This window comes from Thermococcus sp. (genome assembly GCF_015521605.1).
GTDB lineage: Archaea > Methanobacteriota_B > Thermococci > Thermococcales > Thermococcaceae > Thermococcus.
Genome location: NZ_WANV01000038.1, coordinates 38,876 through 65,121, shown reverse-complemented (window position 1 = coordinate 65,121; position 26,246 = coordinate 38,876). Strand labels below are relative to the sequence as shown.

The window sequence follows — 26,246 nt, the reverse complement described above, 5'->3', positions numbered from 1 at the left end:
GGTCATCGGCCCGCGAACCTCGCCGCCCCTGCGTCAGCTAATACCGACGTCATCACCCATCAGACTGGGCAAGGGTCGTCATCCGCTTGGAGAGTTAAGACTAACCCACAATTTAAATCTTTGGGGAAAAATGTCGGAACGGAGGGAGAATGAAATCAGAGTATGGTGCCCTTCTTCCTCTTGAGCGAGTAGCTCAGGCCGTAAGCCGGCCAGAGGCTCGGCGGCTGCTCGTAGTGGTGAAGGTTGCGGAGTATTTTCTCCGCGGTCTTCCTGTTCCGGGCTTTAACACGCAGGACGCCGCGTTCAAGCTCAACGGTTCCGTTTGAGAGCCTGATGGTGAGCTTCGAGCCGTTCACCTCCGGACGGGCTTTCATTAAAAGCCGCCGGTAGTCCTCGTATGCCTCACGGCTCAGCTTCTGCTCAAGAAGGGCGGGTTTTTCACGTGACTTAAACAGGCGGGAAAACCAACTACTTGAAGGCTCATCATCCATACTCCTCATCGACCTCCGAAGGATTTCTCGGTCTAAATTCGCCCTTTAGGTTTTTAAGGATTTCTCCTCGCTTTTTGCCGAAATGACGGGAGAAGGTTTTTTAAAGTTTCAGGCCTGAGTAAGGCCGATGACGAAGACGCAACTGATAAAGCCCCGCATCAGGGAGATTTTGTCCCGCGAGCTCCCGGAGGAGCTGGTGAAGATACTCCCAAAGCACTGGGTTCGAATAGGGGACGTTCTGATCCTTCCCATCCGCCCCGAGCTCGAACCCTACAGGCATCGCATAGCGGAGGTCTATGCGGAAGTCCTCGGTGTCAAGACCGTCCTCAGGAAGGGCCGCATAGGCGGCGAGTTCAGGGAGACCAACTACGAGATACTCTACGGAAACGACACCGTGACGGTACACGTAGAGAACGGGGTAAAATACAAGCTGGACGTGGCAAGGATAATGTTCTCTCCGGCCAACGTCAAGGAGAGAGTCAGGATGGCAAGGGTGGCCAGGCCCGGAGAACTGGTAGTGGATATGTTCGCGGGAATAGGGCACCTCAGCCTCCCGATGGCCGTCCACGGGAAGGCCAGGGTCATAGCGATAGAGAAGAGCCCGTATACATTCCGCTTTCTCGTTGAAAACATTGAGCTGAACCGGGTTCAGGACAGGATGACGGCCTACAACCTCGACAACCGCGATTTCCCCGGCGAGGACATAGCGGACAGGGTCATCATGGGCTACGTTGTTACAACCCACGAGTTCATCCCCAAGGCGCTCAGCATAGCGAAGGATGGGGCTGTGATCCACTACCACAACACCGTGCCCGAGAGGCTGATGCCTGATGAGCCTTTCAGGACGTTCCGGGATATAGCCAGAGAGCACGGCTGTGAGGCGGAAAAGCTCAACGAGCTGGTCATCAAACGCTACGCCCCCGGTGTCTGGCACGTCGTCGTTGACGTGAGGGTCTTCAAAAAATAGGCTCCTATTCGATCCCGCCCCACAGGGGCTCCCAGTCGTCGCATACGAAGTTCATATGGACAGTTTTCACGTGCCTTCTGCATATTCCATGCGTCGGGAAGTACGAGTCTATTGCACCGAACCAGCGGCAGTTTTTACAGGCCTTCAGCTCCTCTTTCATTCCGTCCACCGGTGCATCTTTGAGAACAGGGCACATAAACTTTTGGACACATCTGCACCGCCGCGAGCAGCGCAGTTAACAAATGAACTTAACTCCATATTGAGTATGAAACGCTTCCTTTTGCGAAGACCTTATATCCTTCAAGCCGAAAATCTTTCGAGGTGATTCTGATATGGCAATGAAAGGATGGTGGGGAAGAATCCTCAGGGTCGACCTGACCAACAACAAGGTTCACGTGCAGGAGTATTCCCCTGAAATAGCGCAGCAGTTCATCGGTGGAAGGGGTCTCGCCGTCAAGATCCTCTGGGACGAAGTTAAGGGTGCCGACCCGCTCGGTCCGGACAACAAGCTCGTCTTTGCTGCCGGACCTTTCAACGGCCTCCCGACTCCGAGCGGCGGTAAGCTCGTCGTCGCGGCCAAGAGCCCGCTCACCGGCGGCTACGGTGACGGCAACCTCGGTACCATGGCGACCGTCCACCTGAGGAAGGCAGGCTATGACGCGATAGTCGTTGAGGGCAAGGCCAAGAAGCCCGTTTACCTCTACATCGAAAACGACAACGTCAGCATACTCAGCGCCGAAGGCCTCTGGGGACTCGACACCTTCAAGACAGAGGAGGAGCTCAAAAAGATACACGGCAAAAACGTCGGAATCCTCAGCATCGGCCCCGGCGGAGAGAACCTCGTCCGCTACGCCGTCGTCATGTCCCAGGAGGGAAGGGCCGCCGGAAGGCCCGGCATGGGTGCGGTCATGGGAAGCAAGAAGCTCAAGGCCGTCGTCATAAGGGGCACAAAGGAGATTCCGGTCGCCGACAAGAAGAAGCTGAGCGAGCTCTCAAGGGAGGCCTACCAGGCAATACTCAACTCCCCCGCATACCCGTTCTGGCACAGGCAGGGGACGATGGCAGCGGTTGAGTGGACGAACGAGAACTCGGCACTGCCCACCAGGAACTTCCAGGACGGTTCATTCGAGTTCGCCCGCTCCATAGACGGGTACACCATGGAGGGCATGAAGGTCAAGCAGAGGGGATGCCCCTACTGTAACATGCCGTGTGGAAACGTCGTCCTTGACGCTGAAGGAAAAGAGAGCGAGCTTGACTACGAGAACGTTGCCCTTCTTGGCTCCAACTTGGGCATTGGAAAGCTCAACGAGGTCTCGGTTCTCAACAGACTCGCCGACATGTACGGCATTGACACGATCTCCCTTGGCGTCTCGATTTCCTTCGTGATGGAGGCCGTTGAGAGGGGACTCCTCAAGGAAGGCCCGACCTTCGGGGACTTCGAGGGCGCCAAGCAACTCGTCGAGGACATCGCCTTCAGGCGCGGCGAGCTCGGCAACTTCGCGGCAGAGGGCGTCATGAGGATGGCCGAAAAGCTCGGTGATGACAGCTTCGCCATGCATGCCAAGGGGCTTGAGGTCAGCGGATACAACAGCTACATCTACCCGGCCATGGCCTTAGCATTCGCCACCAGCTCCATCGGCGCCCACCACAAGGAGGCCTGGGTCATCGCCTGGGAGATCGGTACCGCGCCGATCGAGGGCGAGAAGGCCAAGAAGGTCGAATACAAGATAACCTACGACCCGGAGAAAGCCGCCAAGGTCATCGAGCTCCAGCGCCTCAGGGGCGGACTCTTTGAGATGCTCACCGCGTGCAGGCTCCCGTGGGTCGAGGTCGGCCTGAGCCTCGACTACTATCCGAAGCTCCTCGAAGCCATCACCGGCGTCAGGTACACCTGGGACGACCTCTACAAGGCCGCCGACAGGGTCTACGCCCTCATCAGGGCCTACTGGGTCAGAGAGCTCGGCGAGAAGTGGGGCAGGCACATGGACTACCCGCCCAAGAGGTGGTTCATCGAGGGCCTCAAGAGCGGGCCGTACAAGGGCCAGCACCTCGACAAGGAGAAGTACGACGAACTGCTCAGCGAGTACTACAGGCTCCGCGGATGGGACGAGCGTGGAATCCCGAAGAAGGAGACTCTCAAGGAGCTCGGCCTTGAGGAGGTCATTCCAGAGCTCGAACAGGTCACCAAGCTCGAGTGATTCCCTCTTTTTCTTCCCAACTTCCAACAAGCTTTTTAGCCCTCCCTGAGAACCTCCACCGGTGATGGAAATGGTCAGGATAAGGCTTATGGGCGCGTTCGCACACCTCGCAAAGGCAAGAGAGCTCAACGTAAAGATAGAGGGGAAGAGGAAGGTTGACGAAATCCTCCGCGAGCTCATACCGAGGTACGACGAGTTCCACGAGAAGATAATCATGATCAACGGCCATCCCGCGAGGGGCGACGCCGAGGTCACCGACGGCGATGAGATCAAGGTGATGCCGGTTTTGAGCGGGGGCTGAGATTTCTTGTTTCTTTGACAATGCCATTCATTGAGTTCAAACTTTTCTGTGAGAATGAAACTCTGCAAGACCGCTAATTAAACGGCAAACCCCTTCGGAAATTGACGGATGTCCACGACTCTCCAGCCGCCCCGTTTCTTGTTTATGAGCTTATTAATGTAGAATTATCAAAATAGCCAGGAAATATAGTAACAGATGAGATAAAAAGGAAGCACATCTACTCTTTAGATAGGTATTTTGATATCAAAAAGTCACTAACACAAGAGTCATTAGAATAATAATGCTTTTTCTAGGACATCAAATTTTGTCCAAGAAAACTTACCAACAGATTTTTAATATCCAAAATTATATACCTTTAGGGGTACTTCCCATGGGGGATAACATCACAAAAGACCATATTGGATTCGTTCTTAGTGGATCCACAACGTCTGTTGCAAAGATACAATTAACAAGCATAGGAGAACGAGTTGTATTTGAGGGAATGTTGGTACTAATAACCTCTAAAAACCGGAACATAGAGTTCCTAGGTCGAGTTGATTCACTTAAACCAATAAATGAATTCTATCAAGTGGGAGATCCGTGGAGTCAAGCCCGGAGGGAAGGGCGGTCTTTGGAAGGTATTGCAGACTTGGGCAGAAGATACGTTGTGGCGGAGGTCTCCTTACTTGGGACTCTTGGTAAAAATGGACTGTCTGATGTAAGGTATCCCCCCGAGCCTGGGGATTATGTGTTTATGATAAGCGATCTAGAGGGATATGGGGAAAAGATCTTTGGCATAAAACCAAATCAGAGCGGATATATCTGGTATGGGAGTATTCTCGGGTATAAAAATTTAGCGCTTCCATTAAATGTCGAAAATATAACCATGCATCTTGGCATATTTGGAGTTACGGGGTCTGGCAAGTCATACGGTGTCGGATACTTACTAGAACTCCTCTCAAAAATTCCTTACAATACAGGGAATAATATAGAATACTTGGCACTACCTACGATAATAATAGACGCAAATGGAGACTATCTTGATTATCATGAATATTTCAGTTCAGAACAACAGTTAGGCAGCTTTTATAAAGTGTATCGCATGATATTCAAAAACGCTCCCTATCGGGTTCGAAAATGGCCTTTTAAAGAGATCACAATTGATCTAGATATTTTCAGTCCACGAGAATTAGCCGAGTTTGTCGTGGCATATAAAACGGCCGGAAAAGAACTAAATGAGCTACAGGTAGCAGGGTTGGAGATGGCACTTAAAGAACTCGAATATATTAGCTATACTGAGTTATTCTTAAACCACTTTGACGAAATAAAAGCAACACTAGAAAAGTTGTCTTCAGAAAAAGATTCTCCAATACACTTTGCAACAAAAAAAGCCATTATTTCTGCTCTGACAAAGTTCAAAAGTGATATTATTGACAATCATAACCTAATCGTCAAAAATCCCTCGATAGATGCAACATTTATTGACGATATAACCCGTAATCCCTCATTAGTCATATTTGATTTTTCAGCAGAGGGTGCTCCAGGAGTCTCTGCGCTCGAAAAACAGTTAGTTATTGCGTATCTTTCTAGAATCTTGTATAAAACATTTACCGACTACAAAATAAAGGGCGATGATAGGTATCTACTGTTCATAATTGAGGAATGTCAAAACTATATTCCAAATACAAGCAATTATCCTGTCCATGCCACACTGACAAAAGACTATTTATCTCTTATAGCAACGCAGGGTAGAAAGTTCGGGATATGCCTAGGCCTTGTCTCTCAAAGACCAGCATTTGTTGATCCAGTCGTAGTATCCATGCTAAATACATATATTATCCATAGGGTCTCTCCCGATGATGCGAATTATATCAGAAAAATCAGCGGAGGACTTCCCAAAAGTATCGAGTCAAAACTCACCACTCTCGAAAGAGGAAAAGCGATTGTAGTCGGCCAAATGAATCCGCTTGGATATCCTGTTCTAGTGGAAGTTGGAAAGAGAAGTATAGAACACAAGATGGGAGAGACTAATGTCATGAAAAGACTACACAGTTTATACCACGGAGGTGAAAACTAATGGAAACTTCCCAGATTAGAGTCCCTCCCTATGTGAGATTACCCAGTGAAACAGGAAAAGGTATAGAATTTGGAAAGATCCCCAGCAGAATTAAAGTCTCCGAGGAAATTAAGACCCTATTACTTACTGCCAAAAAACAAGAAAACCAACCATTGGTCCTGTTTCTGATAGGAGAGTGGGGGGAGGGTAAGACGACCTTGTATGACCGATACTTAAGATCAAAGGAGGTTCAAGAGGAAATTGGAGGGTTTTACGTTCTTGATGTTCAAACAGATATTTTGGTCAAATACGCAAAGATGATATTTAAAAAGGAACTATTTCCTTCAGAGAATATTGATCCAGGGTATAGGTTACTAGCAGCATTATTCCTAGCTCTTCGTCACGATCATTATAATGAGCTTAAAGAACTACTTGGCGAACCATTTCCAGGAGAAAGGAGTTATCAGTCCTTGAGAGACTATGTTAACAAATGTCTCACCCTAATAAAAAGATCAGCAATCAAAAAGAACATGATATATCCATTGGTTATATTTATTGATGAATTTGAGACATTTGCGTTGGTTGCTGAAGATGAAATATTAAAAGAGTTTATAATTGAAGGTCTGACTAAGATAATCAATGGAAAAATAAATTCTCTTTTTGAGAATAAAACTAGTGTGTTACATTTTATATTTTCTATAACTCCTCCAGCCTTTGCAAGAGTTCGTGCCTTAGCTGGAGATATCGAAGGGAGATTCATGCAAAGAGTAAAGCGCATCCACCTATACCCTCTCTCCAAAGAAGAGAGACTAAAATTTGCCAACGAGTTACTCAAATACATGTGGAATAATCAAAATATAAATATAGACACTATATTCTTACCTCCAAGCGTGCTCAATCCAGTGGTTCACAGCACCATAGGGAATACACGAGCTCTTCAGCAAGCGATGACTGCATTATTACGTAGAGAGCTTTCAAAGGGTGGATCCCCAATAGAATACACTGAAATGATGAACTTCCTCAAAGAAAGTTCTATTGTAGTTGCTGGAGTAGAAGCTACTCTCATAAATAGTGAAATGCTAACAACAATATATGCGGAAATTGATAAACTTCAGGAGGACCAAGAAAATCCAGCGGAAATAAGGAAAGTGTTTGAATTCATTATATCCACATTTGGAGCAGTTCCCCTAGAAAACACGGAAAGGTACCTTCGCAAATATGGATTAGAGTCCTTCAAGGTAAAATATTACTTAGAAAGATTAAATAAAATATTCAGACGTAGCAAACCCCTAGGAGCATCGATTGGGACTAACAGCTTCGTATACAAAGGTAGGAAATATGAAATTCTAGATCAAGAGTCTTTCTTCACAAGACTAGCCAGTACGTTGTACAAAGTCTTAGAAGAAAGTGATATGTTAGATTCCACAAAAGATAGCCTAGTCGGAAAAGATGTTCTTATTAGGCAATTCATTGACAGTTTTTTGTGGATTGATGAACATGGAAAACTATCTCTCTTTTGGCCCCAAGTAGATCCTGATTGGTCCCATAGTCACACCCAGTATTTAGCAGAGATGTTGAAAAAGGATGAAACAGACCTAGAAGAGGTATATAGGTCAATTGATGAGACTCTCACAGAACTTACTGAAAGTGGTAAACTTAAGGAGGTGAAAGGATATTATCTAGTTTCCCCAGCGCTCATTAATTCGCTATACTTCTCTCCAGAGCTCATGTATATCGACTTTATCTCTGACAGGAACTTGAGATTTAAGATTTGGAAATATGCTCTTCAAAGTACGGAACCCAAACACATGTTCAATGGCATTCTTGCAATTCTTGTTCAGTCAGGACTAGTAGTCGAAAAGGTATTGTCAACTCGCTCAGCAACTCAAAATGGAGCATATATAGTAGCATTGAAATCAAAAGTTCCATATAAAAACAAATCAGGCGCAATCCCAGTAAATATTGTCTTTTCAATTACTACTGCAAATCTAACCGAGGAGCAAGTAGAACAAACATATAAACTGCTACGGCAATTAAACCAAGAAAAAGGGATAATCCCACAAGTTGTAATATTCGTATACCAAGGAGATATGCTTGAACGTGCCAGAAAAAGAGTTACAGAACTTCCTGAAGAGTTTCTCTCAGCACCACTCTTTATAAATGCTGCTACCCAGATCTCCAAGCTCCAGCTTATTAGTCTAGGTTTGCTCTTACAAGAATTCGGAGCGGAAACGCCTCATGACGTTTACAAAAAGATGTTAGAGATAATGGAAGGTTCCCTTCCGCAGGAAGAGAAAGAAGTTTTAAATATACAAAAACTACTAGCAATTAATGACACACTCAGAGCAAGCTTAAGATTGAAGCCGGATAGGATAATTGAAATCCTTGAAAGATTCCACATCCTCATTCCACCTATAACCCGTGCAATCGGAAGGCATGATAAGTCATTACCCGAAAAGAGCTTAAAAGCGGGATTAAAACATTTTTTGGTTGTTCCAGATGCACATGAGAAAGGAGTTTCGTTAGAGAAAGTGCTCTTGTATTCGGATAGTTCAATTAGAAGATGGTATTTCTTTTCCCAAAAAGGAGGGCTATTAGGAGAAGATATTGAAAGTGAGAGGGAATTAGAAAAAAGAGCAGAACTCTTATATCGTAACGGATACTTGATCAAAATTCCCAGAGGAGGAGGGATAAACTACAAAATAGTCCCCATTACTGAACTGGAAGATAAAATTCTCAAATTTATCCAAAGATATGAATCATCTAGTACAGGGGTCTCAAAAGCACTAATAGAGAATTACTTCATCGAAGAACAAAAAGGAACATTAAACTTTCTCTTGGAGATCATGGAAGAAAAAGGGTTAATCATAGTCCACCAAGAAGGGAGTTACGTAAGGATATCACAAGTTAACAAAGAACTTGTTACAGAGACGTACAAACAAATAACTGAAAAACTCAATGATATCAAAAATTCAGATTTGGGTTTAATAAAGACCACAGGATATTTCTGCGATAGTAAAGAGAGGGGTATACGGATCAAACATGTCCCTACATATCTGCAGGTGATAGAAAGGTTCCTTGAAAAAGCCGAAGAATACTTAAATTCCAGTACATCAATTGAGTCCTTAAGCAAAGCCATGGTTTTCACACGATTGTCTTATGATTTATTGTTGTTATACGATGGTGACGCCAAGTCCAAGAAAGGGCAACGAAGGTATAGGGCATTAATACATGAAAGTGACAACTTCATGAGGAGTATCTTAACAGGATACGGGGAAATCCTGGAATCAGCATCTGAATCTCAAAAACTCCTAGAAGAGAGATTGAACTCTACAGTTCTCACAAACCCTATATCCGTGGAACTCAAGGAAATTTCAACAATAGAACAATTACATAATACCCTAAAGGACATCTACCAAGAAGAATATGATCTAGCAGAATATGAGCAAGTGTTAACTCATCTATGGGCCTCTTTAGTGCCCTCAAAACAAGATAAGCATAGAAGATTCCCATTTTATTATAATAAAGACATAGCAGATGAACTAAAGTTCAATTACAAGATTTACAAGATGTATGAACAGATAGGAACGTTCTTACTGAAAAGGCATCCCCCTCTCACATCTGAGGAACTAAAAGAGATTTTAAGGCAAGTAGATAGGAAGAACAAAATAATTCGACCAAGTATTAACGAAGGAATACTCGCATTAATACAGGAGATTGATGATACAATAGATCAATCAATGGAATTAAACAGAAAGTCCCAAGAAATCAGGGATAAACTCAAAAAAATAGCAGAGTTAGCAGATCTATCTGTCTATATTCCTGACATAAAATCCCTCAAAGTTAGGGCGTATTCAGATAAGTATACCTCCCTTAAGGAAATACGAGAGCTCGTTAAACACTGGAAAGAACGAATTAGGATAGATAAGTTCTTAGCTTTAATGGAGCAACTTGAGGAAAGTATAAACAAGATCAATGAATCAAAACAGAGAATATTTTCCACTAAATCCATGATGAAGAAAGAAATTGAATACGTACTCTCAAATCTTGAATCTACAAGGACAATAAAAGAAGTTCTAAATACTGAAATTGAGTCATTAAATCAGTTGTCAAAAGACGTAGACGATATAGAAAATGGGCTAAACGCTAGTGTCGTTCTCCCGGAGTTAAAGGAGCAACTGAGTACAATAACAGATCCATACAAGAGACTAAAAACTATTAAAGACCTTCTAAACGAATACCAAAGAGAGATAGATTCAAATGAAAGCAAATACTATGAGATAAAACAGAAGCTCGGAGAGCTTATCGACAAAATAAATTCAAGAATTCATAAGAAATTAATAGACCCCAAGATGAATACTTCTAAAAATCTAGTTATTGCATTGGAGAAGCTAATAGATCTCAATCCACTTAGAAGCTCTGGAGGAGCCTGTACTAAATGGAGAATAAGAGAAGAATATAAGAACATAAGCAAAGAACTAAGCAGTATCTCAAGACTCATCGATCAAGCACTCAGTAATGGGGAGTATTCTAAAGTTGAAAAATACTTGGAGAATCTCGAAACTTATACGAAAACGCTCCAAGAACTGGTAAATTGTTATCTCACAGTAGAGGAACAGGAAGTATTCTTTGAGTATCTCAAAATTAAGAGTAGTGTCAAGAAACTAACCTTGAAACAATTCATTGAGATAGCTTCTGAACGTCTGGGCAAAGATGTCAAAGATACCTTTTTCCGATTAGTTGAGAGAGATATCATTATTTTGTATATCTAGCATGCCTTAGAGGTGAAATGGTTATGAAGCAACTATATAAGGAAATCATAGAAGAGAAAAAGCGTCTAGAGTTCAATATGACTGAGGGAGAAATACTAAATAAGTTAGTTCATGATGCCCACAAACTTAGTAATGAAACTAAACAACTATTTAGGATCTTGGACAATGCAGTTAAGTCAATCTTAGATACTTTGCCGTCATATTTCATTGTAAAAAACACAAATGCCTCATCTTTTTCTCACACAGCTATTGGCATTGATGGAAGTTTTCAAGTAATTGGAGGGATGGGTGGTATTTGGTATGTCCCTCTATCTTCAGTGAGGATTGTTTTCAAAAATGGGCTTGATAGAGATGTCGATTCAAAGTACTTCGCAACGATAAGGAAGATTGAAGCTATAGATGAATCCCAAGCAAAGAAATATGCCTCTTATTTAATGTTATATCTAGAAAGCAGTGAAATCAGGACAATTGCCGATGAGAAAATATCAGATTCCAATATTTTTCTTGATGGGCCGATAATTGATCCCCCATTTATGGTTGATAATCCCTATGTAGATCCTAGGGAATATACCAGCTATCGAACCAGCGCTATTTATGAAGTCTTGAAAAATGGAAATCGGGTTCTGGGATGTGTAAAAAGAATACGAGACCGGAAGCTTATTGAACATATTTCCCAAGAATTTCCAGAGTTAAATAGCATGTTAAATAAATTCCATAATGATTTGTATTTAATCGCTACAATGTTTAAATTCTACAGATTCAAATTAAATCCAAATTATGTAGGACCACTATCGACAATGTTAACTGAAGAAATCCCCCAAAATGAAATTGAGCTTAAATACTCAGAAAAGGGTATTAAGATATACTATTTGTTCTATCAGAGAAACGCCAGATCTCCAATTCTACGGATAGAGATCGCCACGAAGAGCCAATTAACCCAAGAGGAACTCAACGATGTTATCGAAGTTTTGAACTACTGGACAATCCCGGGGCATGGATTGCCAATTCCTGCATTGTTAGCCCATGAGAAATGTACTATACGAGAAGGATGTGCACAAGTATTATATGAGGAGATTATAACCAAAGAATCAGCAACATCCCCGATATTTAACCTTTGGATAAGATAAGCGCAAGAGTGAGGGGGAATCTTCATGAAGACGGACGATAAAATAAGAGCATGGCTTTATCAAAATGTGTCACTACGACATGCAAAAAATGTGAAAATATTGCCTGAATTGTGTGCATACACTCCCAAGGAAGTCTGTGAGCTGATTCAAAACAATTCCAGGATTCAAAATTGGTTTCAATTCATATCTACAGAATACTTGCCCCCATCTGAAAAAAAGATTTTGCTATTGTACCCATGTTCAACTGTAAAACCCTTTTGGGAGTCTCGGTCATATAGAGTTCTCTTCAAGACATTAAATAGTTTAGGAAAGTATAGTAAATATATTCACTTAGTAACAATATCTGAGCCATTTGGGCTAGTTCCTGAAGAATTTTATGGAAAGAAAGGAACATGGTTTAATTGGAAGGACGAATGGTATGATGTTCCAGGATTATTTGAATGGTGGGTTAGAAAATACAAGCTTCCTTATGAAAGAGAATGTGTTGATAGAAGTATCGAGATGATAAGTTCAAGCATTGCAAAATATCTTAAAAGGACAAAGAACCACTATGTTTTTAGAATTGCATTTATTAGGACATATTCATCCACATTAAAACAAAAGCCGTATCACACTCACAGGAGAATGATGGAGCTTGCAGTTAAGACGTCAGGAGTTGATGTCGAAATACTACCCACCAAGCAGATGATTGAGAGCATCGTTAGTAAGCATGGTAGATTCGCATGGGATATGTATGGTATAGCACACCCAGATGCTCAAGAATACCTCAAGCACTATCTAATTAAAGCCATAACGAAGGTGATTTCAAATGAAACTTGAGTTTCCATTTTTATGGTTAACTCAACAAGCAAAGGCTAGTCCAAAGCCATGGAAATATTTCGACATCGAGGGAGTTATGCTAAATGCATATGACATCTTGAAAAAACCTATGATCTCAGAAAGGATCAAAAAACAAAAAGTTCATAATTATTTAAAGTTCGATGGAGTTGTGGCTATAGATTCTGGTGGATTTCTATTCATGAAACACAATGAGGTTCCAATATCCCCTGAGAAGTTAGTTGAAGTTTATGAAGAATGGAAACCAAACTTTGCAGTTTCTCTTGATCATCCGATTTTTCCATCTCTTCCTGAGAATATCATTAGAAAAAGACAACGTAATAGTCTAGAGAATCTAAAAACAATGGTTGAAATCAAAAGGGGAGATAACCCTGTATTAATACCTGTAATCCATGGATACAACAAGGAATCCCTGGAATGGTATATACGAGAATTGGAGAAAATCGGTGAGTTTGATATCTATGGTATCGGAAGCTTAGTGCCTTTAGCGAAGGGAATTAAAGGGGGCAAGGGTGGATTGTATAAGGCCATAGATGTAATAATGTTCATCAAAAAATTAATTCCTGACAGAAAGCTTCATGTATTTGGTGTCGGGAGCTCTTTAACAATGCACATTATGTTCTTGTCAGGGGCCGATTCAATTGACAGTTCCTCTTGGAGATCCAAAGCAGCATTTGGTGCAATTCAACTACCTGGGATAGGAGATAGATACATAACCGGAAAAACAAGTGAGAAGTACCCTGACTTGTCTCCTAACGAAGTCGATATTGTAAAGAGATGCCAGTGTCCGGCCTGCAGAGAGCATGGATTGGAGGGTCTAAGAACAAAATTCACATTGAGAGCAATTCATAATGCGTGGGTTTACCAGAAAGAAATATACAAAATACGTGCTCATATAAAAGAAGGTACTTACGAGGAATACGTTAGAAGCATAATCAAGGGACATAAAGTATACAAAAAGATTTTCGAATACATTTTAAAACAAAGATCCCAGCTTGAAATTATCCATTATCTAAACTACTAAAATGGGGGTATTTTTGTGAATGCTCACAGAAGTAATAGGATAATAGTGATAACTGCTTGTGGAAACAAAAAAAGCACTGAACCAGGACCCGCATGGAAAGTGTATAAATCTTCTCGGATACGATATCTTTACAGAAAATCTCAAGAGCTAGGGTATTCGTTCTATGTTCTTAGCGCTAAGTATGGCCTCATTCATGCAGAGACCATTATTGAACCATACAATGAAATTTTGAATGAAGATAAGGTGCAAGAACTTCTTCCCCAAGTTTTGGAGGCTCTCAAACAGTATGATGTTGTGATATATTATGCCGGGGGAGCCAGAAAAAGTTACAAAACACTCATTCAACTAGCTGCAGGAAAATTAAACAAGGATCTAATTATTTTTGGATACGCAAACATGGGAGACATTAATAAGATAGAAGACGTCATTAACTGCGCCAAAAGACTACGGAAATCCACAAAGAGAGAGTAGTATGTCTAAACTATCGAAAATAATTTGTAGCATCATGACTAAAATTTCTTGGGTAATTTGTTGTTGCCTCGAAAGATTGGACGAATGAGCCGGTCTGATAGGAAAGAAGCAATTATCCTCCACATTGCCGAACCAAATACGCCATCTGTACAGAATTAAACCATTGGCGTCATTCAAGTTTCTTTAGAAGAGTTTGGCGCCGGGGCAGGGATTTGAACCCTGGCGGGCTAACGCCCACGGACTCTCCAGGCCCGCGCCTTCCCAGGCTAGGCTACCCCGGCGCAAAAAGGAGGAGAATCATGAGATAAGCTCGATCTCAATGGTGACGTCTTCCGGAACGCGGATGCGCATGATCTGGCGCATGGCCCTTTCGTCGGCCTCGATGTCAACGAGCCTCTTGTGGACGCGGAGCTCAAACTTGTCGAAGGTTGCGGTACCCTCGCCGTCCGGGCTCTTCCTGGTGGTGATCCTTATTCTCTTGGTCGGAAGCGGTATCGGGCCGCTCATCCTGACGCCGGTCCTCTCGGCTATCTGCTTGATCTGGTCGGTGACCTCGTTGAGGGCCTTAATGTTGGTGCTTGCGAGCTTAATCCTTGCCTTCTGCATTTCCGTCCCTCCTAAAAGTTCCAGGAAGTAAAGGAAAGGTCAGAGAAGGGCTTCACTCGCCCTTCTGGATGGATATGACCATACCGGCGGCGACGGTCTGGCCCATGTCACGGATGGCGAACCTGCCCATCTGCGGTATCTCCTTGACCGGCTCGATGACCATCGGCTTGGTCGGCCTGAGGACGACGATGGCGGAGTCACCGGTCTTGATGAACTGCGGGTTCTCCTCGACGATGTTGCCGGTCCTCGGGTCGAGCTTGGCGAGGAGCTGCTCGAACCTGACGGCGACCTGGAGGGTGTGCGCGTGGAGAACCGGGGTGTAGCCGACGGTGATGGCGGTCGGGTGGTTGAGGACGATGATCTGGGCCTTGAAGGTGTCCTTCGGCCTGACGACGGTCGGCGGGTTGTTGGTGTGTCCGGCAACGTCACCGCGCTTTATGTCGATCTTACCAACGCCACGGACGTTGAATCCGATGTTGTCACCCGGAAGGGCCTCCTGCATGGCCTCGTGGTGCATCTCGATGCTCTTAACCTCACCCTGGATCGGCTTGTGGAAGATCGTTGAAGCAGGCTCGAAGATGACGACGTCACCGACGCGGAGGACACCGGTCTCGACACGGCCGACCGGGACGGTACCGACACCTTTGATTGAGTAGACGTCCTGAATCGGGATGCGGAGCGGCTTGTCGGTCGGCTTCGGCGGCTCGGGGATCTGGTCGAGAGCGTCGATGAGGGTCGGGCCGTTGTACCAGGGCATCTTGTCGCTCTTCTTAACGACGTTGTCACCCTCCCAAGCGCTGATCGGGATGATCGGGAAGTCCTTGTAGCCGAGCATCATAAGGAGCTTCTTGACCTGCTCGGCGACCTGCTTGAACTTCTTCTCGTCGTAGTCGACCATGTCCATCTTGTTGATGGCAACGATAATGTGGTTGATACCGAGGGTCCTGGCAAGGAAGGCGTGCTCCTTGGTCTGCGGCATGACACCGTCGGTGGCGGCGACGACGAGAACTGCAGCGTCGGCCTGGCTGGCACCGGTGATCATGTTCTTAACGAAGTCCCTGTGGCCCGGAGCGTCGATGATGGTGATGTACCTGTGCGGGGTCTCGAACTTGGTGTGGGCGACGTCGATGGTGATACCCCTCTCGCGCTCCTCCTTGAGCCTGTCCATGACCCAGGCGAACTTGAAGGACTTACCCTTCTCACCCATCTCCTCGAACTTCTTGATGATGTTCTCCGGTATGTTGGCGGTGTCGAAGAGCAGCCTTCCGATGGTGGTGCTCTTTCCGTGGTCGACGTGGCCTATAAAGACGATGTTAACGTGCGGCTTCTCCTTAGCCATTTTCATACACCTCCATATTTTGGTCTAGTCTCGTTGACTAGGATGGCCTTTTAAATCTTTCGAACCTCGGCCCCCTCGGGCGGGAAACCCGCCGTTTCTCGGGGAGGCCTCATGAGTTCCGACCCTAAGTTACGAAGCGGGTTTAAAAAGTTAACTAATGAGAGTTGGCAGGAATCTGTCAATTTTTAGGGCGAACTCGCAAGTTCAGCCTTCATCGCCAGTATCCATCCCTCAGAGGCCATAATGCCAGTATCTCACGGTCAACCATAAACTCCGTGTTTGGTTAAGGATGATCTGGCAGGAATGAACGTGTGAAAGGTAAAAGCCGGAAGAGAAAAGCTTGGAGGGCGAAAAGCCCTCACTGCTGCGGGCAGACGTCCTGCTCCTTCGGCGGGTTCGGGTCGAGGCCCTTCCTCTGCCTGATCTGCCTGATGATGTTGACTGCCAGCTCGTTCGGGACACGCTTGAAGCCCGCATGTTCGGTGCTCCAGAGGGCCCTTCCACTGGTGGCGCCACGGATGGCTCCGGCGAATCCGAACATCTCGGCGACCGGGGCCTCGGCGATGATGATCATGACCTCGCCCTCCTGGCGCATGTCGATGAGCTGACCGCGCCTCTGGTTGATCTCCCTGCTGACGGCGCCCATGTACTCGTAGGGCACGTTGATGATGACCTTCTGGTACGGCTCGTAGAGTATCGGTCCGGCCTTCATTATGGCACACTGGATGGCGCCCCTGATGGCCGGGTAGATCTGGGCCGGGCCGCGGTGGACGTTATCCTCGTGAATCTTGGCGTCGTGGAGCCTTACCATCACCTTCATGACAGGCTCCCTGGCGAGCGGACCCTCGTCCATGGCCTGGTGGAATCCGTCAACGAGCAGATCCATGACCTCGTTGAGGTACTGGATACCCTTGGTGTTGTCGAGGAACAGGTTGCCGTTGTAGATGTCGACGATGCCCTTGGCGACCTCGTAGTCCATACCGAGCTCGGCGAGCTTCTTGGCTACCTCCTTCGGGTTCTTGGGTCTGCCCTCGGGGATGAGGCCCTCGCGGATGGCCTGGTATATCTCGTCCGGAAGCGGCTCGACGGTGATGTAGAACCTGTTGTGCTTGTTCGGGCTCTTTCCTTCGACTATCGGGCTCATCTTGCTGACGCTCTCGCGGTAAACGACGATCGGCGGGGAAACGTCGACGTCGAGCTTCCAGTCTTCCTTGAGCTTGACGAGCTTGACCTCAAGGTGGAGCTCACCCATGCCGCTGAGGAGGTGCTGGCCTGTCTCCTCGTCGATCTTGACGTGCAGGGTCGGGTCCTCCTTGGCGAGCTGTCTAAGCGCCTCGATGAGCTTCGGAAGATCCTTGACGTTCTTGGCCTCAATGGCAACGGTAACGACCGGCTCGCTGGTGTAGTGGAGGGCCTCGAACGGCTCGATCTGCTCCTGAGCGACGGTCTCACCGGCCATGGCATCCCTCAGACCGGTGACTGCGACTATGTTTCCTGCCGGAACGGCCTCCATGTTGACCCTCTCGGGACCCATGTAAATGCCGACCTGCTGGATTCTGGCCTTCCTCTTGGCGTTGATGAGGTAGACCTCCTGGCCGGTCTTCACGGTACCGCTCCAGACACGGCCGGTCGAGACCTCACCGGCGTGCTTGTCAAGGATGATCTTGGTAACGACCATGACCATCTTGCCCTTCGGGTCACACTTGAGCATGGCCTGCCCAATCTCGCTCTCGACCTCGCCCCTCCAGAGGTGCGGAATCCTGTATTTCTGGGCCTCAAGGGGGTTCGGCAGGTGCTTAACGACCATGTCGAGGACGACGACGTGGAGTGGGGCCTTCTGCCTGAGGGTCTTGAGGTCACCGGCGTTGGTGAGCTCGACTATGTCCTTGAAGGAGACGCCGGTCTTCTTCATGTAGGGGACGCTGAGGGCCCAGTTGTAGTAAGCGCTACCGAAGGCAACGCTACCGTCCTCAACCCTGACCATCCACTGGCTCCTGAACTCCTCCGGGGCGTACTTCTTGATGAGCCTGTTGACGTCGGTTATTATCTTGGCAAACCTCTGGAGTATCTCGTTCGGGCCGAGCTTGAGCTCCTTGATAAGACGGTCAACCTTGTTGATGAAGAGGACGGGCTTGACGTACTCTCTCAACGCCTGTCTCAGAACGGTCTCGGTCTGCGGCATGACCCCCTCGACGGCGTCAACGACTATGATCGCACCGTCGATGGCACGCATGGCCCTGGTAACGTCACCACCGAAGTCGACGTGACCCGGGGTGTCTATGAGGTTGATGAGGTAGTCCTGACCCTCGTAGTTGTGAACCATCGAAACGTTGGCCGCGTTGATGGTGATACCCCTCGCCTGCTCCTGCTCGTCGAAGTCGAGGACGAGCTGCTTTCCGGCGAGCTCCTCGCTTATCATTCCAGCACCGGCGAGCAGGTTGTCGCTCAGCGTGGTCTTACCGTGGTCAATGTGAGCGGCGATACCCATGTTCCTGATCCTCTCAGGCTGGGTCATAAGCTCCTTGATCTTCGCAATCATCTCTTCCCTTCTTCCCATCTACACCACCTTCTAACCTGATGAGCTTGTTCACCACTCACTTAAGAAGGCCGGTTATAAATCTTTCCCAGTGGAGAAATGGAGAGGTGCTCCGGACGTTCAAACTACTTAAGGTTTTGGGTTATGGAATGAACCCGGCCCGCAGGAATTTCTCAACCCTCTCCACCACGTCCGCCCTCGCGTAGACGCCCCAGCGCCAGTGGGTGTCCTTCAGCTCAACAAGGGAGCGGACGAGGGGCGATACCTCGCTCAATCGTTTGAACATCCCTCCCACAACTACAAAAGCGTTCTTCTCCTCGAACTTCGGCTTTGGGGGATAGTCCAGTAAGACCAGATGACCGAACTCGGCATCGAGTTCCCTCCCGAGTTCCTCAAAGAACTCCCTGCCCGGGTCATCACCGCTGTAAAGAACGCGCTTGTAGAGCCTCCTGCTGTCTATGGCGTTTATCAGCTCCCTGACCTCGGGTTTCTCGCTCTTCCTGAGCCTCGCAACCAAGTCAACCTCGTCCATGGCTCTTATTTCTCTATAGGGTATTCCCTCAAGCTCCACCGCCTTCACCAGCATCGAGCTGGCTATCCTCGAAACGTGATGCTGGTAAACGGTGGGGTACATCATGCTCCTTGCTAGGAGGAGGCTCTGCGCCGCTATGATGCCCTTTTCCCCGACCACCAGCTTTTCCCCATCGTAGCAGAGGTTTCTCACGAGTCTGTCCAGGTCAACGACTCCGTAGGCGGCGCCGGTGTAGTAAGCGTCACGCACGAGGTAGTCCATCCGGTCGGCATCGATGTCTCCGCTCACGAGGGGGTGCTTGAGGAGCTTGAGGAACTCCTCAATGGAATAGCGTTCCCTCACCACGTCGCCGATTTCGCCGTGCCTTATGAACCATTTCGTGTTCTCCTCATGCCTCGGGTAGAGGGCCTCAAGGGTGTGGCTGAAGGGGTAGTGGCCAAGGTCGTGGAGCAGGGCCGCGTAAACTGCGCCTTCCTCAATTTCAGAGTTGTGCTCGCGTATCCTTTTGGCGAGGTGGAAGGTCCCGAGCGAGTGCTCGAAGCGGGTGTGCCTGGCGGATGGGTAGGCAAAAAAGGCCAGGCCAAGCTGGGTTATCCTCCTGAGCCTCTGGAACTCCGGCGTATCCACGAGTCTAACCGCGAAGTCATCGAGTTCAATGTGGCCGTGTATGGGGTCGTGGATGAGCTTCATATTCATCACGCCAACGTGGAAGGAAAAATTAATAAATGTAGTCCCTGAAAAACTCAACCGTTGGCAGGAGTTTGCCGACCCTCCTGCCCCAGGGAGGGGTCTTCCGGGGCCCCTCCCTTCTTACGTCTCACGCGCGGTTTGAACAGCATCTCGACGTCTTCCTGGACTTCTTCCGCTTTCCCGGCCAGAACAAGCTTTCCGTTGCCTATAACCACCACCCAGTCCACTATCGGCATCAGGGGCTCCCAGATGTGGCTGATTATCACGAAGTTCGTCCCCTTCTTCATCTCCTCGATGGTCTCGATGACCCTCTCCATGCTGTCGAAGTCTATATTGGCGAGGGGCTCGTCGAGGAATATGAGCTCCGGCCTCCCCACGAAGGCCTGGGCGAGGCTCAGCCTCTTGAGCATTCCCGAGGAATATCCATTTATCCTCTTGTCGAGGAATTCTCTGGCGTCGAAGAGCTCGGCGGCCCTCTCGGCGTCTTCCTCGTCAAATCCCTTGCTCCTGGCAAACAGGGAAAGCCACTCCCTTCCCGTCACGAACTGCGGAAAGGCAGGCGGGTCGTAGGCGACTCCGAAGCGGGCCTTCAGCTTCCCGTTGTTCCAGGGTCTTTCCCCGAACACCAGTATTTCGCCGCTCGTAGGTCTGTAAACCCCGGTTGCCAGCTTGAGGAAGGTGCTCTTTCCGCCGCCGTTCGGGCCGAGGATGAGGGTTATCCCTTCGGGAATCTCAACGGTCACCCCGTCGAGCGCCCTGATGCTCCCGAAGATTTTCTTAAGTTCTTTCGCCTCTATCAGCATCATCTGACCCACCTCCAGACCACGAGGGCGAGGAGAAGGGCGAATGCCGAACCGCTCACGTAGACCGCGTTCTGAACCTCCTTGGTGGGATAGTTCTTGATGAAGCGGAAGGAGCAGGTGACCTTTTCAGTCCCGTTGTTGATTATCAGGTAGTCCCCCTCCCTGGGAAGGACGAACTGGTACCTGGCATGGCCATAGACGGCGTGTCTGTCCACCTGCGCTCCGGTGATGATGTCGTACACCTCGACGATTCCGTTGCCGTTGCAGGAAGCCTCAACCAGCGAGCTGGTGGGGGTGTGTGCCGTCACAGTGCTGAGGCTGGTGACGTTTCCCTGATGCTCCACAGGGGAGAGGAAGACCGGCCCTATCGAGCCGACCCTGTCCTCGTAGGAGCTGTAGACCCAGAGAGAGCCAATGGAGAGCATCAGCATTGCAGTAAGGAGAGCTGCCCAGAACCTCACACCACATCCCTCCTCCTGATGAGAACCCACGAAAGGGCGAAGAGTACCAGCGGGACGAGAATGCCCCAGCCGAGGTACTGTGCCGTGAAGGGGGTGAAGTTGGTGCTGCCGCTCCTCGAGATGGCATCGATAAAGAGCTGAGGGGGTATGCTGGAGTTCCCCAGAATTCTGGGTGCGTATATCACCGCAAAGCCCACCATGAATGCGAGGAAGGCATTGGGAGAGGCGAGAGAGGCGAGTGTGGCAACCGCTATCAGGTAGAGCACGAGGAAGACGAGCAGGGTCAGCGCGTCGCCGATGAATGGGGAGGTTATTTCTGGCAGATGACCCGCTATGCTGGCGTAGGTGGTCAGGGCGACGTAGACGAAGGGCAACAGGACCATCAGGAACCCGTAGATCAGGAATGAGAGCAGCTTGACCCCGAAGATTTCGTCGTTCGAGTAGGGCAGGGAGTAGACCGAACGCGCCACGCCGCTGTCCCTGTCGTAGCGGAAGGTGAGTGCGCCGAGGAGCAGGAGGAGGAAGCTCAGAAGTGTCCAGACGTCGTCGAGGGAAAGGAGCCCCTGGATAGACGTCGAAACACCACTGGATCGTGAAGCACCGAAGAGCATTATATCCGTTCCCGAGGCGAAGCCCATTGCGCCTCCAACGTGCATCAGCGACTGCTTCATCGACATCCCTGCCAGCAGTACTCCCAGGAACAGCAGGATGGCCTTTATCAGGTCGTTCATCTCCCACCTGAAGAGCGTGTAGAGCTTTCCCATCTCATCACCTCCGTTTTCTGGCAGTGGTAAGGACAAACATCAGGACGAGGAGCCCAAGAGAAGCGTAGTAAGCGTATTCGGACGGGGCCTCCGGACGGGGGAACTGGGCCTCTTCCGTTGCCCCGAAGTCGGCGTTGGTGTCGTAAAGGACAAGGCCGTAGCCCCAGGAGTCGTCCTTTTCGGCCATCATGCGGTAAGCGGCCTTTTCGTCCACGAACTCCGCCCAGAGAATACCTATCGCCATAAAGTCGGCGTAGGGGGCCATGCCTATCGAGTTTGGATACACCGCGAGTCCGGTGGACGGGTCATATATCAGTGAAGGACCCGGCCCATGGAGGGAAATGTCCATCAGCGTGTACTTTCTCCTGCTGTCTATACGCTGGGCAAAGGAGATGTCGCCCCTGGTGAAGTTGGTGGAAAGGGCAACGAGCGGAGGGCCAAACTGCCCGTAGTACGTCATCATGGATCTGTTGATGGACCTTAGCGTGTAGAACGCAATCTCAAAGGTCCCGGCCTCCGAAAAAATCGTCCCGGTTTTTGGTGGGTTCGAGGTGTCCACCCACAGGAAAGTGTGGCCGTAGTAGGCCCCGTCCATGCCCAACACGGCGCTGTCGTTCAGCCGTATCCTGTATTCTCCCACCAGGGTGAGTTTTCGGAGGTTCACTACGAGCCATACACAGTCGAGAAAGCCGACGTCGTGGCTCTTTTCGAGCTTCTCGGAGATGACGTCCCCACCGTCCCAGAACTTCGGAAACTCTGTGGAGTTTAGGCCTATCGACGTGACCGTGACGTTCTCCATTTCGATGATTCCCCGCACCCGGAGGGAGCCTTCCTCCACCCCGAGGAACTCAAAGCGAATCCTCGTGTCGTTGTGGGCCTCTATTCTGAACAGCGTGCCGTTCACGCTGTAGATGAGCATAGCGGTGTTGATCATGTCCGGCCTGGCACCGGTAACGAGGGGAAAGTAGGGGTCGTACCTGTGGGCCGCGTACTCGATGTAAACTCTTGGCTTAACCCAGTATGGTGCCGCCTGTACGGTAGGTGAAAGGAGCAGGCCAAGCCCCAACAACAGGACAATAATACTGGAAATCCTAATCTTTGTCATGGCTTGTCCCCCTCCTGGACTTGGACACTATCACCAAACCAACGAGTATGAGAGAGCCGTAGAAAAGGTAAGCGACTTCGGTTTTTGGTTTATTAAAAATAACCTCTTCTGTCGTTCTCTCATTAATTCTAAACGATTTAAGGACGAGTCCAGTGGCATATGAATTATCGTGTTCAACCTCCACTCTGTACTCGGCGTATTCGTCCATAAACTGGGCATCCAGGATGCCAATCGCCCACAGATCCGGGCCGCCATTGGGTGTTGCTATAAGTTTTCCATCAGAGGCATCGAACGTATAAATCAACGTGGCCAGTTGTACAATCTCAACTGGAAATCCCTTCCCAAACGGCTGGGTCAGATTAAAGGAGTAGTGATTGGTAACCACGGTCTTTATTGGAGGGTAATAGGTGATGTTCCTCCATTTTAGGGGATCCTCGTTGTTGATCGTGATTTTGTCTATGGTCGTGGAAAAGGGATACATCGTAAAGGTTTCTCCTTCCTTGAGCGGATTTCCAGGGTCGTCAAAAAGCATTGTGTGACCGTAGCTCAATTTGTCCTTTATCACTGTCAAGTCACTCTTTCTAATGAGATACTCCCCGCTTATTTTGACCCTTCTCAATTTGAACACGTACCACATCCAGTCCTTGAAGCTCGTATCGTGACTCTTTTCGGTTTTCTTGGAGATCAACTCTGACTCGTTCCAGAAAATTGGGGGAGATACACCCTTGGGGAGGAACGTCATGACTGTGACGTTGCTCAAAAGAACGGTAACGTGCGAGATTATGTACTCGCCTTTGTCCTTAAGTTTGAAGGTTATCTCCGTGTCGTTGTACGCATTTATCCGGTAGAGCACTCCAGAGTAGTTGTAGAACATTAAAGATGTGGTTACCCACTCGGGTTTGTCCCCATGGGAAAGCCGATAATTGACATATGGGTTATATCTTAAAGCTGTGTAAGTCAAATAATCAGTCTCATAGAAGTTGAGGGCATTTAACAAAGGCACAAAGAGGAGGGATATGAGCAGGGGAAGCGTCCACCTGACAATGACCATTTCAAGTGCGTTTGTCTTCATGCCTCCTCACTCTCCAGAGGTTTAAAACGACCGCCAGTCCAAAGAGTACCAGTGAGCCGTAGAAAACGTATTTGAGCTTAGTTCCTGGCCTTGAAAACGGCACCTCCTCTCCTACCTGAAACTCGGCGTTGGTGTCGTAGAGCTGAAGGACAGGATACACAGAGTAGTCCTCCTTCACCTCGTTGAAGTAGCACCCCTTGAGGTCGCTGAAGAGCGCGTAGACCACGCCAGTGGCCCTGATGTCAGTGGGGGGTACCAGCATGTCGCCTGCGAGGGTTATTCCGCTGTCGGGGTCGTACGTGAATCCACCGACGATTTCATGGCCGCCCGTTCCAAAGGGACACACCCTCCGGTTGCCGGCGGAAAAGCATACCTGAATTGGGCCGGGATTCCTCTGAACCAGCACAATTCTGCCGATTGGTGGGCCAAAGGTACCGTAGTACGTCACGAGCTCTTTGTCTATCCCGATAGTTCCGTTGAGGTAGAAGGGTGGCGCAACCGGGGTGAGATTCATGTAAGGGGAACCTTCAAGGTTTTCGGTGGGATCGTACCAGAGGAACGTGTGCCCGTAAGTCCTCCCGTCCCGTCCGATGACCACGCCGTCTCGCTTTCGTATATAGTAACTCCCCGTAATCTCCAGCGATTTCAGGACAATCTTGTACTCCACCCCTCCGGGCCACCAGGCTTCGCGGGCACTGAACGAAACCACTTCCGACTCGTTCCAGAAGGTCGGCAGGTCGGTACCGTTCTCCAGCACGACATCGACGGTAACGTTGTGGGCCGTTAGCCGGAAGGCCACCTCAAAATGGGTTCCGTTGTCGCGCTCTATTTTGAAGGTGAGAAAAACGTCCCCCGTTGCGTGGATGTTGAACAAAGCCCCACTGTGGTTGTAGAACAGTATCATTGTCATCGGCCGCTCCTTAACACCCTGCGACTCCATATACTGCACATACGGTTCATATGAAAGGGCGGCGTATTTAACATAAACTCCTGGCTTGACCCAGTACGGGTATGCATATGCAGGGAAAACAAGAAGGGATATCGTAAATAAAAGTCCCAAACCCCAGGAGACCTTCATCGCCTCTTCCTCCACACCACAAACAGTGCAAGCACCAAGAGAAGGGCAACGGCCGCGTATAGGTACCTCGTGTCCGTTTCAGATTTTGAAAACTGTACAGTCTCAGCGACCCCAAACTCTGCGTTGGTGTCGTAAAACCCTATCCCGTAGGTGTAGAACTTCCCTTCCTCCTTGTGGTTCCTGCTCATGTACATGCCCCACTGGTCCATAAAGTATACCAGCTTAACACCGCACGCCGCGAGATCCGGTGCTGTCGGGAAAAAGCCAGTAACGAACATACCGGTGGATCCGTCGAAATAGAGGATCGCATCGGTTCCCGAGAAAGAAACCTCCCCGACTGGAGTCTTTACACTCCCACCCCCTGCGGTTCTGACGTAGATTACCGGCTTCGTGAAATTGGAAGTTTTGGTGATCACGGTCACGTCAAGAGGAGTAACGTTCACCACCTTTGAAACGGAATTGCCCGCGAAGCCAACAAGCTGAAACGGCTGATCTACCGCTATAGGGGCGTTGCCCAGATCGTCCCAGAGGATTGTGTGGCCGTAGTTTGTGCCCGCGGTATCGAAGACCATGCCGTCCTCCTTTCTAATCTTGTATGTGCACGAGTATCTTGCCTCTGTGACGTTGAATAACGTCTCGTTGTTAAGGTTCTTCTTTGAGATCAAAGCGGACTCCGGCCACAACACCACCGTCCTGTCGCCAAACTGCTTTATTGTTACGTTAAACATTTCCAAACTCAGCTTCATGAGCAGGTAGTCCCCTTCGTCGCCCATGATGGTGAACGTCAAATACGTGTCTCCCAAGGCAGACATCTGGATGTAGGTGCCATTAACCTCAAGAACAACGTCACCCGTTGAGAAGGATGCACCCGCTGATGCATACTTCTGGGCAATTTCTTCGTGTCTTAATGCGGCGTACTTAACATAAACCCCGGGCTTGGCCCAGTATGGCATAGCTTTAACCGGATGCGCGGCAATTATCACGATCAAAAGAATCATAAGGAGTTTCAGGTTTTTGCTGTTCAAGACATCACCTCC

The 26,246-nt window shown here is 48.4% G+C and carries 22 protein-coding genes and 1 tRNA gene; 9 read left to right on the top strand and 14 right to left on the bottom strand.

The features are described from left to right. Positions 1 to 155: 155 nt before the first annotated feature. Positions 156 to 491, bottom strand: a complete 336-nt coding sequence (locus F7C11_RS10075) for a hypothetical protein (protein WP_297093081.1) — start codon at positions 489 to 491, stop codon at positions 156 to 158. A 127-nt stretch (positions 492 to 618) separates the two neighbouring features. Between F7C11_RS10075 and F7C11_RS10070 the strand changes: the two genes are divergently transcribed. Next, complete coding sequence (locus F7C11_RS10070; RefSeq protein WP_297093061.1) at positions 619 to 1,458, top strand: class I SAM-dependent methyltransferase family protein; 840 nt, start codon at positions 619 to 621, stop codon at positions 1,456 to 1,458. 4 nt (positions 1,459 to 1,462) lie between these two features. Here the strand turns inward: F7C11_RS10070 and F7C11_RS10065 are convergent, their stop codons facing one another. Continuing rightward, positions 1,463 to 1,627: a hypothetical protein gene (locus F7C11_RS10065; RefSeq protein ID WP_297093083.1), complete on the bottom strand. Its 165-nt coding sequence runs from the start codon at positions 1,625 to 1,627 to the stop codon at positions 1,463 to 1,465. 169 nt (positions 1,628 to 1,796) lie between these two features. On the opposite strand from F7C11_RS10065, the gene for reads away from it, so the two are divergent. The 8 genes from for (at position 1,797) to F7C11_RS10025 (ending at position 14,223) form a co-directional block, all read left to right on the top strand. Continuing rightward, on the top strand, positions 1,797 to 3,656 hold the full coding sequence (gene for / locus F7C11_RS10060; RefSeq protein WP_297093080.1) for a tungsten-containing formaldehyde ferredoxin oxidoreductase: 1,860 nt from the start codon (positions 1,797 to 1,799) through the stop codon (positions 3,654 to 3,656). A 70-nt stretch (positions 3,657 to 3,726) separates the two neighbouring features. Further along, entirely contained in the window at positions 3,727 to 3,957 is a 231-nt protein-coding gene (locus F7C11_RS10055) for a MoaD/ThiS family protein (protein WP_297093079.1), read from the top strand. A 370-nt stretch (positions 3,958 to 4,327) separates the two neighbouring features. Continuing rightward, positions 4,328 to 6,013 carry an ATP-binding protein gene (locus F7C11_RS10050; RefSeq protein WP_297093060.1) on the top strand — a complete coding sequence of 562 codons (1,686 nt, stop codon included), beginning with the start codon at positions 4,328 to 4,330 and terminating at the stop codon, positions 6,011 to 6,013. Continuing rightward, positions 6,013 to 10,764, top strand: coding sequence for a hypothetical protein (locus F7C11_RS10045; RefSeq protein WP_297093059.1), 4,752 nt, complete (start codon positions 6,013 to 6,015; stop codon positions 10,762 to 10,764). Before F7C11_RS10050 ends, F7C11_RS10045 begins: the two co-directional genes overlap by 1 nt. Before the next feature lie 17 nt (positions 10,765 to 10,781). Then, positions 10,782 to 11,891 carry a DNA double-strand break repair nuclease NurA gene (locus F7C11_RS10040; protein WP_297093058.1) on the top strand — a complete coding sequence of 370 codons (1,110 nt, stop codon included), beginning with the start codon at positions 10,782 to 10,784 and terminating at the stop codon, positions 11,889 to 11,891. Between the two features lie 24 nt (positions 11,892 to 11,915). Beyond that, positions 11,916 to 12,710 (top strand): DUF5591 domain-containing protein, encoded by a 795-nt coding sequence (locus tag F7C11_RS10035; RefSeq protein ID WP_297093057.1) that lies wholly within the window; start codon positions 11,916 to 11,918, stop codon positions 12,708 to 12,710. Beyond that, positions 12,700 to 13,752 (top strand): tRNA-guanine transglycosylase, encoded by a 1,053-nt coding sequence (locus F7C11_RS10030; protein ID WP_297093056.1) that lies wholly within the window; start codon positions 12,700 to 12,702, stop codon positions 13,750 to 13,752. The genes F7C11_RS10035 and F7C11_RS10030 overlap by 11 nt, the downstream gene beginning before the upstream one ends. Before the next feature lie 15 nt (positions 13,753 to 13,767). Then, positions 13,768 to 14,223: a DUF6884 domain-containing protein gene (locus tag F7C11_RS10025; protein ID WP_297093055.1), complete on the top strand. Its 456-nt coding sequence runs from the start codon at positions 13,768 to 13,770 to the stop codon at positions 14,221 to 14,223. A 194-nt stretch (positions 14,224 to 14,417) separates the two neighbouring features. Here the strand turns inward: F7C11_RS10025 and F7C11_RS10020 are convergent. The 12 genes from F7C11_RS10020 to F7C11_RS09965 all read right to left on the bottom strand — a co-directional run bounded on the left by F7C11_RS10020 (position 14,418) and on the right by F7C11_RS09965 (position 26,234). Further along, positions 14,418 to 14,504: transfer RNA gene (locus tag F7C11_RS10020), tRNA-Ser, on the bottom strand. 16 nt (positions 14,505 to 14,520) lie between these two features. Then, on the bottom strand, positions 14,521 to 14,829 hold the full coding sequence (gene rpsJ, locus F7C11_RS10015; protein ID WP_055429342.1) for a 30S ribosomal protein S10: 309 nt from the start codon (positions 14,827 to 14,829) through the stop codon (positions 14,521 to 14,523). Between the two features lie 52 nt (positions 14,830 to 14,881). Continuing rightward, positions 14,882 to 16,168, bottom strand: coding sequence for a translation elongation factor EF-1 subunit alpha (gene tuf / locus F7C11_RS10010; RefSeq protein ID WP_297093054.1), 1,287 nt, complete (start codon positions 16,166 to 16,168; stop codon positions 14,882 to 14,884). A 358-nt stretch (positions 16,169 to 16,526) separates the two neighbouring features. Then, positions 16,527 to 18,725, bottom strand: coding sequence for an elongation factor EF-2 (locus F7C11_RS10005; protein ID WP_297093053.1), 2,199 nt, complete (start codon positions 18,723 to 18,725; stop codon positions 16,527 to 16,529). 121 nt (positions 18,726 to 18,846) lie between these two features. Next, positions 18,847 to 19,926, bottom strand: coding sequence for an HD domain-containing protein (locus tag F7C11_RS10000; RefSeq protein ID WP_297093078.1), 1,080 nt, complete (start codon positions 19,924 to 19,926; stop codon positions 18,847 to 18,849). Between the two features lie 53 nt (positions 19,927 to 19,979). After that, on the bottom strand, positions 19,980 to 20,732 hold the full coding sequence (locus tag F7C11_RS09995) for an ABC transporter ATP-binding protein (protein WP_297093052.1): 753 nt from the start codon (positions 20,730 to 20,732) through the stop codon (positions 19,980 to 19,982). Further along, complete coding sequence (locus tag F7C11_RS09990) at positions 20,729 to 21,190, bottom strand: hypothetical protein (RefSeq protein ID WP_297093051.1); 462 nt, start codon at positions 21,188 to 21,190, stop codon at positions 20,729 to 20,731. Before F7C11_RS09990 ends, F7C11_RS09995 begins: the two co-directional genes overlap by 4 nt. Then, entirely contained in the window at positions 21,187 to 21,954 is a 768-nt protein-coding gene (locus F7C11_RS09985; protein WP_297093050.1) for an MYXO-CTERM sorting domain-containing protein, read from the bottom strand. The genes F7C11_RS09990 and F7C11_RS09985 overlap by 4 nt, the downstream gene beginning before the upstream one ends. A 4-nt stretch (positions 21,955 to 21,958) precedes the next feature. Then, complete coding sequence (locus tag F7C11_RS09980) at positions 21,959 to 23,059, bottom strand: hypothetical protein (protein ID WP_297093049.1); 1,101 nt, start codon at positions 23,057 to 23,059, stop codon at positions 21,959 to 21,961. Continuing rightward, the gene (locus F7C11_RS09975; RefSeq protein WP_297093048.1) at positions 23,046 to 24,131 is read right to left on the bottom strand and encodes a hypothetical protein; all 1,086 of its coding nucleotides are present in this window, start codon (positions 24,129 to 24,131) and stop codon (positions 23,046 to 23,048) included. Before F7C11_RS09975 ends, F7C11_RS09980 begins: the two co-directional genes overlap by 14 nt. Continuing rightward, positions 24,112 to 25,041 carry a hypothetical protein gene (locus tag F7C11_RS09970; RefSeq protein ID WP_297093047.1) on the bottom strand — a complete coding sequence of 310 codons (930 nt, stop codon included), beginning with the start codon at positions 25,039 to 25,041 and terminating at the stop codon, positions 24,112 to 24,114. Before F7C11_RS09970 ends, F7C11_RS09975 begins: the two co-directional genes overlap by 20 nt. Positions 25,042 to 25,205: 164 nt before the next feature. After that, on the bottom strand, positions 25,206 to 26,234 hold the full coding sequence (locus tag F7C11_RS09965; RefSeq protein ID WP_297093046.1) for a hypothetical protein: 1,029 nt from the start codon (positions 26,232 to 26,234) through the stop codon (positions 25,206 to 25,208). Positions 26,235 to 26,246: the final 12 nt, after the last annotated feature.

Bases quoted from the DNA above. Each gene is read 5' to 3' on its own strand.
- tuf (WP_297093054.1), bottom strand. From the start codon at position 16,168: ATGGCTAAGGAGAAGCCGCACGTTAACATCGTCTTTATAGGCCACGTC.
- F7C11_RS10005 (WP_297093053.1), bottom strand. From the start codon at position 18,725: ATGGGAAGAAGGGAAGAGATGATTGCGAAGATCAAGGAGCTTATGACC.
- F7C11_RS09970 (WP_297093047.1), bottom strand. From the start codon at position 25,041: ATGACAATGATACTGTTCTACAACCACAGTGGGGCTTTGTTCAACATC.
- F7C11_RS10075 (WP_297093081.1), bottom strand. From the start codon at position 491: ATGGATGATGAGCCTTCAAGTAGTTGGTTTTCCCGCCTGTTTAAGTCA.
- F7C11_RS10000 (WP_297093078.1), bottom strand. From the start codon at position 19,926: ATGAAGCTCATCCACGACCCCATACACGGCCACATTGAACTCGATGAC.
- F7C11_RS10070 (WP_297093061.1), top strand. From the start codon at position 619: ATGACGAAGACGCAACTGATAAAGCCCCGCATCAGGGAGATTTTGTCC.
- for (WP_297093080.1), top strand. From the start codon at position 1,797: ATGAAAGGATGGTGGGGAAGAATCCTCAGGGTCGACCTGACCAACAAC.
- F7C11_RS10045 (WP_297093059.1), top strand. From the start codon at position 6,013: ATGGAAACTTCCCAGATTAGAGTCCCTCCCTATGTGAGATTACCCAGT.
- rpsJ (WP_055429342.1), bottom strand. From the start codon at position 14,829: ATGCAGAAGGCAAGGATTAAGCTCGCAAGCACCAACATTAAGGCCCTC.
- F7C11_RS09980 (WP_297093049.1), bottom strand. From the start codon at position 23,059: ATGACAAAGATTAGGATTTCCAGTATTATTGTCCTGTTGTTGGGGCTT.
- F7C11_RS09975 (WP_297093048.1), bottom strand. From the start codon at position 24,131: ATGAAGACAAACGCACTTGAAATGGTCATTGTCAGGTGGACGCTTCCC.
- F7C11_RS10040 (WP_297093058.1), top strand. From the start codon at position 10,782: ATGGTTATGAAGCAACTATATAAGGAAATCATAGAAGAGAAAAAGCGT.
- F7C11_RS10035 (WP_297093057.1), top strand. From the start codon at position 11,916: ATGAAGACGGACGATAAAATAAGAGCATGGCTTTATCAAAATGTGTCA.
- F7C11_RS10055 (WP_297093079.1), top strand. From the start codon at position 3,727: ATGGTCAGGATAAGGCTTATGGGCGCGTTCGCACACCTCGCAAAGGCA.
- F7C11_RS09985 (WP_297093050.1), bottom strand. From the start codon at position 21,954: ATGGGAAAGCTCTACACGCTCTTCAGGTGGGAGATGAACGACCTGATA.
- F7C11_RS10030 (WP_297093056.1), top strand. From the start codon at position 12,700: ATGAAACTTGAGTTTCCATTTTTATGGTTAACTCAACAAGCAAAGGCT.
- F7C11_RS10050 (WP_297093060.1), top strand. From the start codon at position 4,328: ATGGGGGATAACATCACAAAAGACCATATTGGATTCGTTCTTAGTGGA.
- F7C11_RS09995 (WP_297093052.1), bottom strand. From the start codon at position 20,732: ATGATGCTGATAGAGGCGAAAGAACTTAAGAAAATCTTCGGGAGCATC.